Source organism: Bacillus sp. FDAARGOS_1420, assembly GCF_019344915.1.
In the GTDB taxonomy this organism is placed as follows: Bacteria; Bacillota; Bacilli; order Bacillales; family Bacillaceae_G; genus Bacillus_A; species Bacillus_A mycoides.
The window spans coordinates 1,416,687-1,431,043 of the sequence record NZ_JAHWJB010000002.1 but is presented as its reverse complement, the minus strand read 5'-3'; the positions used below and the strand labels follow the sequence as shown (position 1 = coordinate 1,431,043).

The 14,357-nt window shown below is 35.0% G+C and carries 20 protein-coding genes and 1 pseudogene; 5 read left to right on the top strand and 16 right to left on the bottom strand.

Annotation, left to right across the window (positions count from 1 at the left end; translation table 11 throughout):
* Positions 1-497: 497 nt before the first annotated feature.
* The 3 genes and pseudogenes from I6L50_RS17650 to I6L50_RS17645 all read right to left on the bottom strand — a co-directional run bounded on the left by I6L50_RS17650 (position 498) and on the right by I6L50_RS17645 (position 1,163).
* On the bottom strand, positions 498-758 hold the full coding sequence (locus I6L50_RS17650) for a DUF3947 family protein (protein WP_215574935.1): 261 nt from the start codon (positions 756-758) through the stop codon (positions 498-500).
* Positions 759-891: 133 nt separating this feature from the next.
* Positions 892-1,026 (bottom strand): annotated as a pseudogene (locus I6L50_RS35860) (YqaJ viral recombinase family protein); the annotation flags it as partial.
* A complete protein-coding gene (locus I6L50_RS17645) occupies positions 1,023-1,163 on the bottom strand; it encodes a hypothetical protein (protein WP_181777946.1) in 141 nt (46 codons plus the stop codon). The gene I6L50_RS17645 and the pseudogene I6L50_RS35860, both read right to left, overlap by 4 nt.
* A 76-nt stretch (positions 1,164-1,239) precedes the next feature.
* Here I6L50_RS17645 and I6L50_RS17640 point away from each other — a divergent pair, with 76 nt between their 5' ends.
* Positions 1,240-1,848, top strand: a complete 609-nt coding sequence (locus tag I6L50_RS17640) for a hypothetical protein (RefSeq protein ID WP_219302191.1) — start codon at positions 1,240-1,242, stop codon at positions 1,846-1,848.
* A 6-nt stretch (positions 1,849-1,854) separates the two neighbouring features.
* Here the strand turns inward: I6L50_RS17640 and I6L50_RS17635 are convergent, their stop codons facing one another.
* Positions 1,855-2,010, bottom strand: coding sequence for a hypothetical protein (locus I6L50_RS17635; RefSeq protein ID WP_219302190.1), 156 nt, complete (start codon positions 2,008-2,010; stop codon positions 1,855-1,857).
* Between the two features lie 199 nt (positions 2,011-2,209).
* Here I6L50_RS17635 and I6L50_RS17630 point away from each other — a divergent pair, with 199 nt between their 5' ends.
* From I6L50_RS17630 to I6L50_RS17620, 3 genes are all read left to right on the top strand, one after another.
* The gene (locus I6L50_RS17630; RefSeq protein ID WP_113937808.1) at positions 2,210-2,566 is read left to right on the top strand and encodes a site-specific integrase; all 357 of its coding nucleotides are present in this window, start codon (positions 2,210-2,212) and stop codon (positions 2,564-2,566) included.
* A 72-nt stretch (positions 2,567-2,638) separates the two neighbouring features.
* Positions 2,639-2,953 (top strand): thioredoxin family protein, encoded by a 315-nt coding sequence (locus I6L50_RS17625; protein WP_002012639.1) that lies wholly within the window; start codon positions 2,639-2,641, stop codon positions 2,951-2,953.
* 576 nt (positions 2,954-3,529) lie between these two features.
* Positions 3,530-4,411 (top strand): cation diffusion facilitator family transporter, encoded by an 882-nt coding sequence (locus tag I6L50_RS17620; protein ID WP_219302189.1) that lies wholly within the window; start codon positions 3,530-3,532, stop codon positions 4,409-4,411.
* On the opposite strand, the gene I6L50_RS17615 is transcribed toward I6L50_RS17620, so the two are convergent.
* The 5 genes from I6L50_RS17615 to I6L50_RS17595 all read right to left on the bottom strand — a co-directional run bounded on the left by I6L50_RS17615 (position 4,401) and on the right by I6L50_RS17595 (position 7,162).
* The gene (locus tag I6L50_RS17615; protein ID WP_016094107.1) at positions 4,401-5,036 is read right to left on the bottom strand and encodes a phosphatase PAP2 family protein; all 636 of its coding nucleotides are present in this window, start codon (positions 5,034-5,036) and stop codon (positions 4,401-4,403) included. The genes I6L50_RS17620 and I6L50_RS17615 overlap by 11 nt on opposite strands.
* Positions 5,037-5,113: 77 nt before the next feature.
* Positions 5,114-5,869, bottom strand: coding sequence for a sporulation protein (locus tag I6L50_RS17610; protein ID WP_219302188.1), 756 nt, complete (start codon positions 5,867-5,869; stop codon positions 5,114-5,116).
* Entirely contained in the window at positions 5,851-6,690 is an 840-nt protein-coding gene (locus tag I6L50_RS17605; protein WP_219302187.1) for a serine/threonine protein kinase, read from the bottom strand. The genes I6L50_RS17610 and I6L50_RS17605 overlap by 19 nt, the downstream gene beginning before the upstream one ends.
* On the bottom strand, positions 6,690-6,872 hold the full coding sequence (locus I6L50_RS17600; RefSeq protein ID WP_002141661.1) for a hypothetical protein: 183 nt from the start codon (positions 6,870-6,872) through the stop codon (positions 6,690-6,692). The genes I6L50_RS17605 and I6L50_RS17600 overlap by 1 nt, the downstream gene beginning before the upstream one ends.
* 110 nt (positions 6,873-6,982) lie before the next feature.
* Positions 6,983-7,162 (bottom strand): YozD family protein, encoded by a 180-nt coding sequence (locus I6L50_RS17595; RefSeq protein WP_002012644.1) that lies wholly within the window; start codon positions 7,160-7,162, stop codon positions 6,983-6,985.
* 149 nt (positions 7,163-7,311) lie between these two features.
* Here I6L50_RS17595 and I6L50_RS17590 point away from each other — a divergent pair, with 149 nt between their 5' ends.
* Complete coding sequence (locus I6L50_RS17590; RefSeq protein WP_000456534.1) at positions 7,312-7,479, top strand: DUF3930 family protein; 168 nt, start codon at positions 7,312-7,314, stop codon at positions 7,477-7,479.
* Between the two features lie 4 nt (positions 7,480-7,483).
* Here the strand turns inward: I6L50_RS17590 and I6L50_RS17585 are convergent, their stop codons facing one another.
* The 7 genes from I6L50_RS17585 to I6L50_RS17555 all read right to left on the bottom strand — a co-directional run bounded on the left by I6L50_RS17585 (position 7,484) and on the right by I6L50_RS17555 (position 14,347).
* On the bottom strand, positions 7,484-8,146 hold the full coding sequence (locus I6L50_RS17585) for a hypothetical protein (protein ID WP_002012647.1): 663 nt from the start codon (positions 8,144-8,146) through the stop codon (positions 7,484-7,486).
* A gap of 273 nt (positions 8,147-8,419) precedes the next feature.
* Positions 8,420-8,635 (bottom strand): YozE family protein, encoded by a 216-nt coding sequence (locus I6L50_RS17580; protein WP_002085796.1) that lies wholly within the window; start codon positions 8,633-8,635, stop codon positions 8,420-8,422.
* Between the two features lie 72 nt (positions 8,636-8,707).
* Positions 8,708-8,980 carry a YokU family protein gene (locus I6L50_RS17575; protein ID WP_002085797.1) on the bottom strand — a complete coding sequence of 91 codons (273 nt, stop codon included), beginning with the start codon at positions 8,978-8,980 and terminating at the stop codon, positions 8,708-8,710.
* Entirely contained in the window at positions 8,977-10,395 is a 1,419-nt protein-coding gene (kamA, locus tag I6L50_RS17570; RefSeq protein WP_219302186.1) for a lysine 2,3-aminomutase, read from the bottom strand. The genes I6L50_RS17575 and kamA overlap by 4 nt, the downstream gene beginning before the upstream one ends.
* Positions 10,396-10,605: 210 nt before the next feature.
* A complete protein-coding gene (gene rocR / locus I6L50_RS17565; RefSeq protein WP_219302185.1) occupies positions 10,606-11,991 on the bottom strand; it encodes an arginine utilization transcriptional regulator RocR in 1,386 nt (461 codons plus the stop codon).
* Between the two features lie 191 nt (positions 11,992-12,182).
* On the bottom strand, positions 12,183-13,082 hold the full coding sequence (gene ablB, locus I6L50_RS17560) for a putative beta-lysine N-acetyltransferase (protein WP_219302184.1): 900 nt from the start codon (positions 13,080-13,082) through the stop codon (positions 12,183-12,185).
* Complete coding sequence (locus I6L50_RS17555; protein ID WP_219302183.1) at positions 13,079-14,347, bottom strand: peptidase; 1,269 nt, start codon at positions 14,345-14,347, stop codon at positions 13,079-13,081. The genes ablB and I6L50_RS17555 overlap by 4 nt, the downstream gene beginning before the upstream one ends.
* Between the last annotated feature and the right edge of the window lie 10 nt (positions 14,348-14,357).

Sequence of the window (14,357 nt, the reverse complement as noted above, 5' to 3'; positions counted from 1 at the left end):
ATTTCGTATTTTGTTATTTCAATATTCCTTTATTATCGTTGAGTTGTAAACATTCTCTTAAAAACATTTTAAAATCAACACTTACTCTATAACAAATACTTTTTCATCCTTTAGAATTACCTATAAGCATTATATCCAAATATTATTATTGTAAATTATCGACCTGTACAAGCGTATAATTTTTGTGTATTCTATGGACAAGGAGTAAGGTAAGAGTTACTCTTTGCCATTTTAGGAAAGCATCCAAAATTTATAAACGCTTGGCAATAATTTTTGCCAAATTCCGCTCTCATCATTCTTATCGTCACCTTTCATTTTGGAAAAATAATATCCCCCACTTAAGAATCCTTGCGTTGCATATAACTCATGAGGTTGTAACATCCTCATTCCAATATCTAAAATTTTATAATTGTTCCCTAGATACGAATCATTTCTTATAAGGACGCTCTGTACTTGCGCCCTTATATAAATACTTAAATGTATTCCCCCGCATATTTTTATAAATTGTATACAGTTCCATATGGAATTGTTGAAACAGAAATTCCGTATGGTGTAATATGATGCATTGGGTAATAATACTCCATAGATGGATAGTACGGTTGTATGCCTTGCTGTATTTGTTGCATTTGTTGCATTTGCTGCTGTGCTTGTAACGCTTGTTGAACAGCTTGAATTGTAGTTTGTGCTCCGCTATACGTAATACCCGCCGTACCATACGGACGCATTCTATCTCGGGTATCAAAATATGAATAAAACATTATTATTCAACTCACTTCCATATAAGTTATTACAAAGTATGTTATGATTCTTAATTTCAGTGAGTGTTAAAAACTAGTCCACTAGCTTTTATTCAAATAGCATTTTTGTTCACCTTCCTTCTTTTGACCCTCACTCTTTCCTGAAATATTCCGGCGATTTTTCGCATTCAAGGCCAATCTTTTCACCGACAATCAATCGGTCTACATTTGCAAGCATCCACGGGTATTCAGGATGCTGCAGGATTGCATTTCTGCGTTGTACCTTTAAATCCCGTACGCTTGGAATCGACTTATGGCATCATCTTGTAACTTTTCGGCATCGATAGACATTGTCATGATACCTTCTTGCTCCTGTGGATCAGCTTTACCATAGCCATTGTGCATGGACATCTGGTTTTCTAGCATCTAGCTCACATCCTTAAAAAATGCAGGATTTCCCTTTCCATTATCGAATTAGTAATGTTTGGAAAGGGGGTGTAACATGGCAGAAATTAAAGTAGGACTTACACAATTTTTAGACTTCACACTGAAAAGTAGTGCAGCTAAAACAAACTTTGTAAAAAATCTAAAATCTCAACCTGAATACCAACCAGCTTTTGATTACTGGAAACAATTACGAGACACTGTTATTAAATTTCATCAAAATGAACTACCTTTTGAATGTTTCGAAACATTAGTGCAAACGGTTGATCAAAAGAAAAAGCAAAACTATATCGATGTCATAAAGCAGTACAAAAAATTTATTAAAAACAACGACGTCTCTTGGTTCGATCCAGGAAAATCACATTGGATATCAGATAATTTAATCGTCCGCTCATCACCTGAACTCGGTTTGCTCATTAATGATGAGCCGCATCTTATCAAACTATATTTCAAAGGAAAAAAAGAGCGAATTGATAAATACAACATCAACTCAACACTGACATTATTAAATGAATCAACATTTTCAGATGAACATAACGATGTGAATTATACGGTTCTTAACATCCAAAAGAACAGAATGTATACGAATAACTCTATTAATAATGATCATTTAATAGCGCTTGAATCAGAAGCTAACCAGCTTTTTTATATATGGAATAAGGTGTAAAGGGTACTATCCATCTCTTTCAATACCTTTTCCATGCATAATTTGAGCACAATTTTCACAAATCCTATCAGTTTCATTTAATTGAAGCTCACCTTCTTGTTCCTCACAAACAATGCAGGGTGGGCGTTTTTGCGAAAATAGTTTCTTTAACCATTTCCGCATCCTAACTCACCTCCTCCGAAAGAGTGATATAATGAGCTCTCTTCACTAAATCAGCGTTACCCCCCTGGTTTTTTAACCGATGAAGAAGATCTTCGTTTTTTAGAACATGCAAAAGAAAACCGTTATTATATCGCTTATCTTCTTGCTATTACATGTGGAATACGTAAAGGTGAAATCTTAGGTCTACAATGGAAAGAGATTGCTGATTTTACCTGCCATTACTTTAATGGCACTAAATGACCATCTGCAAAAAATCTCTGAGGAAAAAGAGCGATATGATGAAAGCTATAATGACTACGATTTGGTCTGCCGTTTCAGAAGTTTGACACAGCTCTGGAAAAAGCTTATAAAGAAAAGTGAGGTTCCCGATATTCGGTTCCATGATCTGAGGATTATGTTAAAGCAAGGTATACATCCGAAGATTGTGAGTGAACGATTAGGACACAAAAAAGTAGGTATCACCTTGGACACCTACTCACATATTGTACCAGGACTTCAGGAAACTGCGGTGGATCAATTTGCAAACGAATTATTCGGAAAGAAAAACTTTTGTTAGAAGTTTTCGTTTCTAGGCAAAAACACCACCTAAATAACCCCAAATATTATAAGTGAAAAAGGAGAAACAAACATGAAAGAAATCAAAGCTGAACAAGAATTCAAAGACATCATCGCAAGCGAGGAGCCAGTAGTTGTTAAGTTCTTTACTACATGGTGCCCAGATTGCGTGCGTATGGACAACTTTATCGGAGATGTAATGGAAGAGTTCAATAAATTTGAATGGTATTCTATTAATAAAGATGAGTTCCCAAGTATTGCTGAAGAGTATCAAGTAATGGGTATTCCAAGCCTACTTGTATATCAAAATGGCGAAAAGTTAGGTCACTTACATAGTGCAAATGCAAAAACGGAAGAGCAAGTTACTGAGTTTTTAGAAGCATACTAAGAAACGAAAAACCTCTGAAAAATCATCAGAGGTTTTTTCGTTTTCAAATTGTTCTTTACCTTTGTTCTCTTTCTGGAAAGTAAATATTATAATGCTTTCTCCTCTTCTTATTGAAGAATTTTGTTATCATTTCTTATATATTACTCACACGAGGAATTACAAAGAGTCATTTTGCGAAAAATATATATGAAAAAATTTTTGAGAATCGTTATTCTCGCCCTCTTTCCATTTGCCATAATCATCATTACTTGTTTAATAAAGTGAAACTTTAATCAGTGGGGGTTTTGTTCATCCCCCACTGATTATTAGCCTTCACCAATCGGGCGTTTACGGGCAGCCCCACTCCCACCTAACTTCTTTGCTCCAACTGAATTTTGAGGTGGGGGTCTTACTGCCCTCAAATAGCGGGATAAATTTCTACTTTGTACGTTTCAACATATTTTTCCTTAACGAAACTTTGTTATCCCCTTCTTAAAAAGCTATAAAACGTCAACAATGTTTGTATAGACCCACACGAGTTTCGTTTGATACTCTATGTATAGAAAGAAATTCCTTGTAGAAAGGCGAGTGATTAAAATGGATTCTCTTTCTCATAAAGAAGCTGATAAAGGTGCTATTGTCAGCATTATAGCCTACATATTTTTATCCTCTATGAAAATCATCATCAGTTATATTACCCTCTCTAGCGCATTACGTGCTGACGGTTTGAATAACTTAACGGATATTGGTGCTTCTTTAGCAATATTAATTGGCCTGAAAATTTCTCGTAAGCCTCGTGACCCAGATCATCCATATGGGCATTCGCGTGCAGAACAAATCGCATCACTTGTTGCTTCCTTTATTATGGCAACGGTCGGATTAGAAGTTGTTATTAGTGCAATTCAATCGTTTTTCAATCCGAAACAAGCAGCACCTAATGTACTTGCTGCATGGGTGGCTTTATTTTCTGCTGTCGTTATGTACGGTGTATACAAGTATACGAAAAAGATTGCAATGCGAACAAAAAGTAAATCATTAGAGGCTGCTGCAAAAGATAATTTATCAGATGCTCTTGTAAGTATTGGTACAGTAGTAGGTATAGTCGGAGCACAGTTCCAAATGCCTATTTTGGACCCTATTGCTGCTTTACTTGTCGGTCTTATTATTTGTAAGACTGCGTGGGAAATTTTCGTAGAAGCTTCTCATATGCTAACGGATGGAATTGATCCTGAAAAAATGGATGAATACGCTGATGCTATCGGGCATATTTCAGGTGTAGAACATATTGTAGATATTCGCGCTCGTATGTATGGGAATCAAACGTATGTAGATATTACAATTGAAGTAGATGCTCGAATAGATGTTAGAGAAAGCCATTGTATTACTGACAATATTGAAGATATGCTTCGAAAGAAATTCGGGATTTACCATGCTCATATTCATGTGGAGCCCATGCAAAAAGAACCTATTATGACATAGGTTCTTTTTTAATGAACGCCTTATGAAATATAACACATAAAACGAGCCAGCTACCTCCCGCTGCCCATCCGGCTAATATGTCAGATGGATAGTGCACGCCAAGATAAATTCGGCTAACTGAAATAGATAATACAACGAAGCTTGCTATAAAAATAATCAGCAACTTTTTATGCAATGAAATACGATCTTCTGTAATTGTGACGTATGCAATAAATCCTAAAAAAGCAGTAGCATTCATCGTATGACCGCTCGGAAAGCTATATCCAGTTGCTGTAACAAGCTGCGTCACATCAGGTCGTGCTCGTTCATACCATAGTTTGAGCATACTGTTCAAATAACGTGATCCGTAATAATTAATTGTTAGAAGTAATGCACTTAATATTTTTTTTCTAAGAAGAAAATACATTACAAGTATAATGAGTAACGGGAAATATATTCTTTTTGAACCGATAAAGGACACCCAAGTAAAATAGGTTGTCAAATACTCGTTTCGGAAACTTTGAATAAAGTGTGCGACTACATTATCAAATTTTTCAATACAAGCGGTATGATACGAAAGTGATAGTGCGACAAAACAAATGAGTAGTGTACAACTTAACAAGTATAAATGTCGGTATCGTTTCACATACATAACCTCACTATGCAAAAAAATGGAGCGGTTGTTTTAGTTTTCCTCCCCATTTCTTTTTTATGCATAGTTTATTAAAAAATATTATTGTTAATTTTTTGCTGTATCGTTGGAATATCTTCGTTTGTTACTGTAAAGCGAATAACCTTCTCATCAAGATCAAGCGCTTCTGCGAATAAACCAGCCAATCCACGTGATTTTCTATCTACTTCCATAATAATTTCTAATCGGTCGTGGGCACTTGGCAAAATTAATAATTCTAATTCATCTAATTTCCCATAATACTCTCCGGAAACTGGAATAAACTCAAATTCTTGCGCGAATGGAACTTGCTTACGTAATCGATACGGTAATTCTTCGCATTCTACATGACGCGCTTTAAAACCTAATTGATTTACACTATTTAATACACTGTTCAATAGCGCATTCGGCAACACTTGAATATAATCACGGTCACTTGGATCAATACTACGTTTAATATCAAGGCCTGTATGAACCCAAACCGTTTTCATTCCAAGTGTTAGTGGTACTTCAATTGGCATTAAAAACGAAAATGGGATTTCCACTTTTTCATTTGGCTCTACAGAAAATGGATCTGTTAAACGAACTCGCTCCAAATCATACGTTGCCGTTACTTTTTTATCATCCACTTCTCTTACATATGACGTCGACAACGTTAAGTAAATGCTTTCAATTTCTTGGTTAACTGAACCTCCAGTTATATGAACCTTCCCTACTATCTCTTCTCCAACTATATACTCATCTTTTTCAAGAACGGTATCTACTTTTGCACTACCAATACCAACGCTTGCTAAAAACTTTTGAAACATGAAGTCTCCATCCTTTCTAAAGCGTAAGCTACATCTTTTTTCAAATCTTGTACATTTTCATAGTATGGAGCTTTCATTTGTAACATTCGCATTAGCATGTCGCGATTATATTCTTCCAGCGCTAACTCTTCATACCAAGGTTTTTCCTTTTTTTCAGTCGATTCATAACTAGCATACAATAAAAATAATACGAAATGACCGAGCGCATAAAAATCGCTACGAAAGTGAACTTCTCGCATCAAAGCTTGTTCACCTTCATAAGTTATAGCACGCTCATCACCCTCATCACCCTCATCACCCTCACCTTTCAATTTAGCCAATCCAAAATCAATAATACTAATCTGATTTTCTTTCATTAATATGTTTGGAATACGTAAATCTCGGTGAATGATACCTTTACTATGAAAATACGAAACAATTCCTAGTACTTCATATAAAATTCCAAAAACTTCACGTTCATCATATACTTGGCCATCTAAGAAAATACAATCTTCGAAATTTTCCCCCGGCATATACTCCATCACCAAAAAGTTCTTTTTCTCCCATATGAAATGATCATGTAGGTTAGGAATTGATGCATGATTTAATGTTTGTAAAATCACTTTCTCTTGCTCAAATGATTTTCTACCAGACTCATATCTTTGTTTACTTTGCCTTAATTGTTTTAAGACTTTATATTTATTTATTTGCAAATCATTAACGATATATGTAACCCCATAACTGCCCATTCCAATTACTGATTCAATCTTATAACGCTCTGCAACGATTGTATTTTCTCGCAGTGGTCTATCAAATAAAGCTAGTATACGACGCCATTTCATCAGCTACTTGAAAAGAAACTACGGCTTTTACGTTTTCTTTTATAATGCTGATGCCCATAACCAGATGAACGTCGTTTATTATCGCTACTTGAATATGAGCGCCCTCTATGACGATAATCACTACTTGAATACGAACGATGTTTTTTCTTTCCTAATAAAGAATCAATAATTTTTTTGAACATCCCTTCACCTCTTGTATAAAATTTTCTTTTAATTATACCAACAATTCTTGTCTATATTTGTGACAAGTTTGTAAAGAGTAAAAAACGACGAGTTAAGCCCGCCGTTACTTTCAATCTTCCTCTTCATCAAAAACTTCATCAATCATGCATTTCTCTAATAAATACTCAAATGTAATATCTGCCAGGTCCTCAATTTCTTCTCTTTTTGGAACGTACCCTCTTTCAATTAGTCGCTCATAAAAAAACTCCGCAATCTCTTCCGTGTCAATTACGACTTCAATTTCCTTCATGAGCATCACTCCTTTATTTCTGTTTTATGAAAAAATCTCAAAATTATGTATATGAGATTAGAAAAATAGTTTTTCTTTTTTTATAAGTCATATCATGTAGGTAAAGGGCATACGATGTTAGTACAAGCTATCCAAAGGGGGAAATAATAATGGAATACCAATATGAAGTAGATCAAGAAGTAGGGCAAACAAAAGAAGAGTTCATGCATGAAGATCAATGGGCAGACTCTCTTATTAAATGGCTTTTTATTTTTTTAATAATTGTAGGCATACCTTATACTGCATATGTTGTTGTTCAATTTATTCTCTCTTTCTAGTTAACTATTTTTTCTCTGTCAATTTAACTAAATAATTTTGAACAACATCCATAACAATTTTATATTCTTCATCTTTAAATGTATCGAATAATAAATGATAATCATTATAAATATCTAATAACCCATCAATAATTTCTTGGCGATTCGTCTTTACACTTACTTTTTTCGAATTGTTAATCGACTTCAATTTTCCTAAATCCAATTTATTCATACCAGCTTTATCTTGTTTCATTTTCTTCAAAATTGCATTTGCCGTTTGTGCATTGGCAAGTAATGTTAAATCTGATTCATCAGCTTCTAACCATTCACCATCAGTAATTCGTGACAATTCATATATAGTATCTTCCCATGCATCATTTTTATATCTCCATACTTCTGTACGAAAACCAACAATACGAAAAACATCTTTATCATATCCAGTTACTTGCACGAGATCACCAAAAGTAAAGTTATAATTTAATTCAATCCACTCTGTGTCGCCCTTTTTCATTTCCTGCTCTGTAACATGCTGTAAAGTTTGCTCAACGTAAAACCCATCGTGATTATTTACTTCGTATACGTAAACTCCATCTAAAACTTTCATATTTGTAACTTTCCCAACGGTTCCATATAGCGTAATCACGACTATGTCTCCTACGTTATATTTAGGTTGTTTTTTCCTTGCCATCAATATCTCTCCTTTTTTAAACGTCGTGATTTTGATAACAGTATATGCAACCTACATAAAAACGCTTATCACAGAAGCTTATATTCATAAATTTTTTCAATAAAAAAGTAGAATTTGTATATAACTTAAAAAAGCTAGTATTTAAACTAGCTTTCACTTTTCATTTATGTTCTAACAACAAGACGTATTGTAAATAAAAAAGCATAATGAATACTTCACTTCTTTCAAAGTAATGTATTCATTATGCTTTCATTTTCCTAAAACTTCATATCGTTATCTCTCTTGTATATATAAATCCCATGCATCATCAAATATAGACATACTTTCTAGCATTCCACTTAACTCTAAGTATGAACTAATTACATCATAGTCTTCAGATTGCTTCGGAAAACTTAAATCATCATACATCGCCTCTGCTAAATCTGATATTTCATTTTTAAATAAAGCTGCACGGTGCTTCATCATATAATGGTAAAATGTCTTTTTCAAAAATATTCCCTACCTTTCTAACTTGGGTACATTATACAAGGCAAAAAAGAAAAAAACCAGCATAAAAGCTGGTTAGAAGTCGAAATAATTCCTTTTTAATAAACGTGGTCTTCCCATTAACTCTTCGTATGTTAGTTGTTTTGGCAAATCTTTCGTATAAATTAAAAACAACTGATCTTCAATTTCTTTTACAGTATGGTCTGCTTGATAGTCCATTCCACATGAGGAACAAGTAATACATGGTGTCTCTTGGATTTCAATGGCTTTCGTACCATCTGGTAATTCCCAATATACAGTATTCAAGCTTTCTTTCGCTTCTGTACTGTCACACCACATACAATTCATACTACGTCACCCTCATTTTTTGTGTCATCATCTAACTTTGCTATTTGTGCTTGATATTTTTTATCTTTTAATTGATCACGCTTATCACGTTTATCTTTTAAAGAAGCATGCGTTTCATTGACTTCATAATCTTTGCGGCGATTCATACGTTGTAAATCATCTGGAACAAGATTAAATTTCTTATCACTCATCAATCCTGCAACGCCGATATCAGAACGTTTTTCTTCATAAGTCGGATAAATTTCTTTAAAGTAGCCTTCTGCTCTTCCTGGGATATAGTTTTCTGGTTCTGGATACGTTGTAATAACCCCTTCAAAGTTACGAAGAACAACTTTATCCGCACTTTGTGAAATTAAATAGTTTGGCTGAAGCGCAATTTTTCCGCCTCCGCCCGGTGCATCGACAACGAAAGTTGGTACTGCATAACCAGACGTATGTCCACGTAAGCCTTCAATAATTTCAAGACCTTTCGAAACTGGTGCACGGAAATGACCGATACCTTCTGATAAATCACATTGATAAATGTAATATGGACGAACACGAATTTTCACTAAATCATGCATAAGTTTTTTCATAATTGGAACGCTGTCATTAATTCCAGCTAAAATTACAGCTTGGTTTCCAATTGGAACACCTGCATTTGCAAGCATTTCACATGCTAGTTTCGATTCTTCTGTAATCTCAATAGAAGTGTTAAAATGCGTATTTAACCATACTGGATGGTATTTTTTAATAATGTTACACAGGTTTTCTGTAATACGCTGCGGGAATACAACTGGTGCTCTCGTTCCGATACGAATAATCTCGACATGCGGGATTGCTCGTAAATTCTTTAATACATATTCTAAAATTTTATCATTAATTAGAAGTCCATCACCGCCAGAAATTAAAACGTCACGTACTTGTGGTGTTTCACTAATATAAGCAATCGCATCATCTAATTGCTTTTTCGGTACGCCCATTCCAATTTGTCCACTAAAACGACGACGTGTACAGTAACGACAATACATAGAACATTGATTCGTTACTAAAAATAGTACACGGTCTGGATAACGATGAGTTAATCCTGGAACTGGTGAATCTTCATCTTCATGAAGAGGATCTTCTAAATCATATTTTGTTTTATATAACTCTTCCGAAATCGGTACTGATTGCATCCGAATCGGACAGCGTGGGTCATCAGGATTCATTAGCCAAGCATAGTACGGTGTAATGTTTAACGGGATCGTTTTCGTTGAAATTTTAACGCCTTCTTCTTCGTCAGGTGTTAAGTTAATTACTTTCTTTAAATCATCTAAAGTTTTGATCGTATTCGTTAATTGCCAAACCCAATCATTCCATTGTTCTTCTGTAACATCTTTCCATAATTCAATATCCTTCCAGTGACGATTTGGTTTGTATACATCATGTAACATTGCTATTCCCCCTTTTTATACGCTCATCCTTTATATAAGCAATAATTATGCCAACTTCATATTCTTGATAAGTAAATGCGAGAAATACCCTATTATATAAGAGAATAAATATTTTTAAGTGCTGTACTAAAACGCTATTTACTATCATATTCATTACTTGTTATATATGTAAACGCTCTTTTATTGGTGCAAACACACAAAAACCGCCGATTATTCGGCGGTTTTGTCGTACTTGCTCAGTTTATATTGAAGCGTTTGACGCGGAATACCTAACATTTTTGCTGCTTGCAAAATATTACCTTCCGTTTCAATTAACGCTTGATCTATTAATTCTTTTTCCGTTTGATGTAGAGCTTCCCTAAGTGGTAATATACTTTTCTTCTCCTGAATTTTCTCTTTCCGAAATGTTCTTGGCAAGCAATTTGCTGTTAACGAATTCCCTTCTGTAATAATGACGGCATGTTCAATCGTATGCTTTAACTCACGAACATTTCCAGGCCATTGATAAGCTTGTAATCTTTCTTTCGCTTCCTTATCAATTTGAAGTACACCTTTTTTATAACTTTTATTATATTCTTTCAAAAAGTAAGACGCTAATAACAGTACATCCTCAGTTCTTTCGCGAAGCGGCGGGATATATAATGAAAACACATTTAATCGATAGTATAAATCAGTGCGAATTTTATTTTCTCTTAAACATACTTCTGGAGGCTGATTCATTGCAGTAATAACGCGAACATCTACTTTTCTCGTCTTATTATCACCAATGCGACGAATAACTCCATCTTCTAATACACGTAGCATTTTTGCTTGTAAATCAAGCGGCATTGAATTCAGTTCATCTAAAAATAATGTCCCTCCATCTACAAGTTCAAATAATCCTGCTCGTTCGATTGCCCCTGTATAACTACCTTTTGTCGTGCCAAACAGCAAACTTTCTAATAGCGACTCTGGCAAAGCTGCACAGTTTTGTGCAATAAACGGCTTATTTTTTCGTTTAGAAGCTTCATGAATCGCTTGCACAAATAGCTCTTTCCCCGTTCCAGTTTCACCATATATTAAAACATTCGCATCGGTTGGCGCTACTTTTTGTGCTAACTCTTTCGTCTGTTTAAAGCGGGAATCATCAGTTACAATTGTCTCGAATGCAACATGCTTTTTCACCGTTTTTTTGCTAGTCGATCGTTTTATTTTCGATTGTAGATCTACAATCGTATCAGTAAGCTTTTGAATAGTAGAATAATCTTTCGCAATTTCTACAGCACCAGCAATATTTCCATCTATTAAAATAGGTAACGTTGTATTGACTGTACAAACGTCTTCCCCATTTAAATTTTGGTAATGTTGAACTTGGTGTACGATTGATTTTTTTGTATCTAATACTTTCATCAACGTACTTGTTTCTCTGGATAATGACGGGAATGCTTCTAATAAATGCTTTCCTAGTACATTTTCAATTTTAGATCCATCATGTTTTGCAGCAACTGTATTATAAAAGATTGTAATCCCATTTTCATCTACTGCATGTATGGCCTCATCTATACTGCCCAAAATCGCTTCAATGACTTCCTGTGTCGAAACTGCTAGCAATGTCATCCCCCCTTTTGCCGAAAATCCAGCAAATTCATCGCCGAATTTTCGGCACCCTCTGTGCGATTATAAGCATGACGATTCCGTTCTACTATTTTGATGAAATGTGTATATATTTTTATTGCTTATTTATGGTTAAGTGACACTTTAATCAGTGGGGCTTTATTCACCCCACTGATTATTCACCCGACTCCCACCTAACTTCTTTGCTTTACAGCCGAATTTTGAGGCGGGAGTCTTACTGCTTTCGAATAGCTGGATAAATCTTTCACCCATATATTCATATCTTCCAACTTATCAAAAATATAGCAATTATTCGCAAGCCTTCCCGTATATGTATAGCCTAATTGATGAAAGGCTGCATTCATACCGAAAGATAGCGAGCGAGCAATTGTATAAGAACAAAAAATAGATTTTTCTTGGAGCTCTTCCTCCAATTTAATTAACAGACTTTTCATGAAACCATGTTTTCGATATTCAGGTAATGTAGCACAATTCGTTAATTCTGCATTACCTTCTTTCACGTTCATTTCAGCAGATGCTGTACTAATAATTTTCCCCTCGAATTCATAAACATAGTAAATTGTATCGTCTTCCTTCATCGTCTGCTTTACATAATTCCTATCATTTAAAGGTGTCGGATAAACTTCAAATACTTTTCCAAAGACAATTGCTAATTCTTCCGCATCCTCTTCTGTCGCTTTTCTTAACACAAATTCCTCTGGGACTATTTTTTCTTTCACTTCTTTTTCTTTTACACCACTTAAAATAGTATCTTCCTCAGTCCAATGAATACTATTTCGTCTTTCATCATTATGATATTTCACGAAGAAGTGCGCATCGTGCCCTTGAAAATAATGAGGTATCGTTGCTTCCAGTAAGAAACCGAAAGAGAGCCATGTTGAAACATGCTCTCCCTTTCCTTTAATAATACATTTAGTGAAAGAATGTTTCTTTGCTAATTCATCGATTGTTTGTATGATGCTTTCAACATTTCCTGTATAGTGATCAACTCTAATACGTTTATTAAAATAATCTAAAACCCCTTCTACTGTATAATGCTTTGTCTGTTCACTAAAAGATTCATAGTATTTCATTTTTTCACCTCACACCAATCTAGTAATGTACATGCAATTATTTTTGCGGCAGCAATCATTTTATCAACTTCTATATATTCGTTTGGATAGTGTGCTACTTTCGTCTCTCCTGGACCAAATACTATCGTGGGTACGTTAGCGATTTGTGTGAACAAACCTCCATCTGTTCCCCATGGCGAAGCTTCTATAATCGGCTCGTTCCCTTCGATTTCAACAAAGTTATGTTGAAGCGTTGTAATAAGTGGATGATTTTCTTCTAGTTCACCAGGAACCCATCTAGCCCCAAACCATTCTACTTCTACAGGATTTTTTACAAACCAACTATCCACATCTTTTAATTCACCAATCCAGCCCTCAAACTCTTCTTTTGCTGCCTCTATAGTCTCATTCGGCGCAATACCACATCTTCCTTCTAAAATTAATGAATCGGGAACAGAACTTGGCCAGCTTCCCCCTTCAATTTTCCCAACGTTAATTGGAATTGGAATCGGAATCCCCTTAAATAACGGATCTGTAATTCTACCATTTCTCTTCTCTTCTAATTTTCTCAAATGCTCTACAACAAACATACTTTTTTCAATTGCACTTACTCCCTCATAACGTGTACCACCGTGTGCTGCTTTTCCTTTTATATGTAGACGAAACCACATTGATCCTTGTTGTTTCAGAAAAAACTTCATATTCGTCGGCTCAGGAATAATAACGCCATCTGCCTTATATCCTCGTAAAATAGCAGCTAATGTTCCTGCCCCACCGCTCTCTTCTTCTATTACACTTTGAAAATGTATATCACCTTTTAGTTCAATACCAGATTCAATAATCGCTTCCATCGCAAGCATAAGTGAGACATTGCCGCCTTTCATATCTGTTGTTCCACGTCCATATATGCGGTTTCCTATTTTCTCTCCACTATATGGATGATGGTCCCACTGATTTACATCCCCTTCTGGCACGACATCAATATGCCCGTTTAAAATCATAGATTTCCCTTCGCCACTTCCTTTTAAAGTCGCTACAATGTTCGGGCTATCTGTAAAACTTATACGAGGTGATACGAAATAAGGGTGATCTTTCATTTCATTAAAAGCAGGCTCCCAAATATCAAGATCTAGACCTAACTCACGCAACTTTTCAATAACAATTGCCTGCGCACCACTTTCATCACCAGATACGCTCTTTTCTTGAATTAATCGTGTTAAAAATTTTACACTCTCTTCTTCATGACCCTCAATATAATCACAAACTTGTTTTTTTAATTGCTCCATATATTACAAC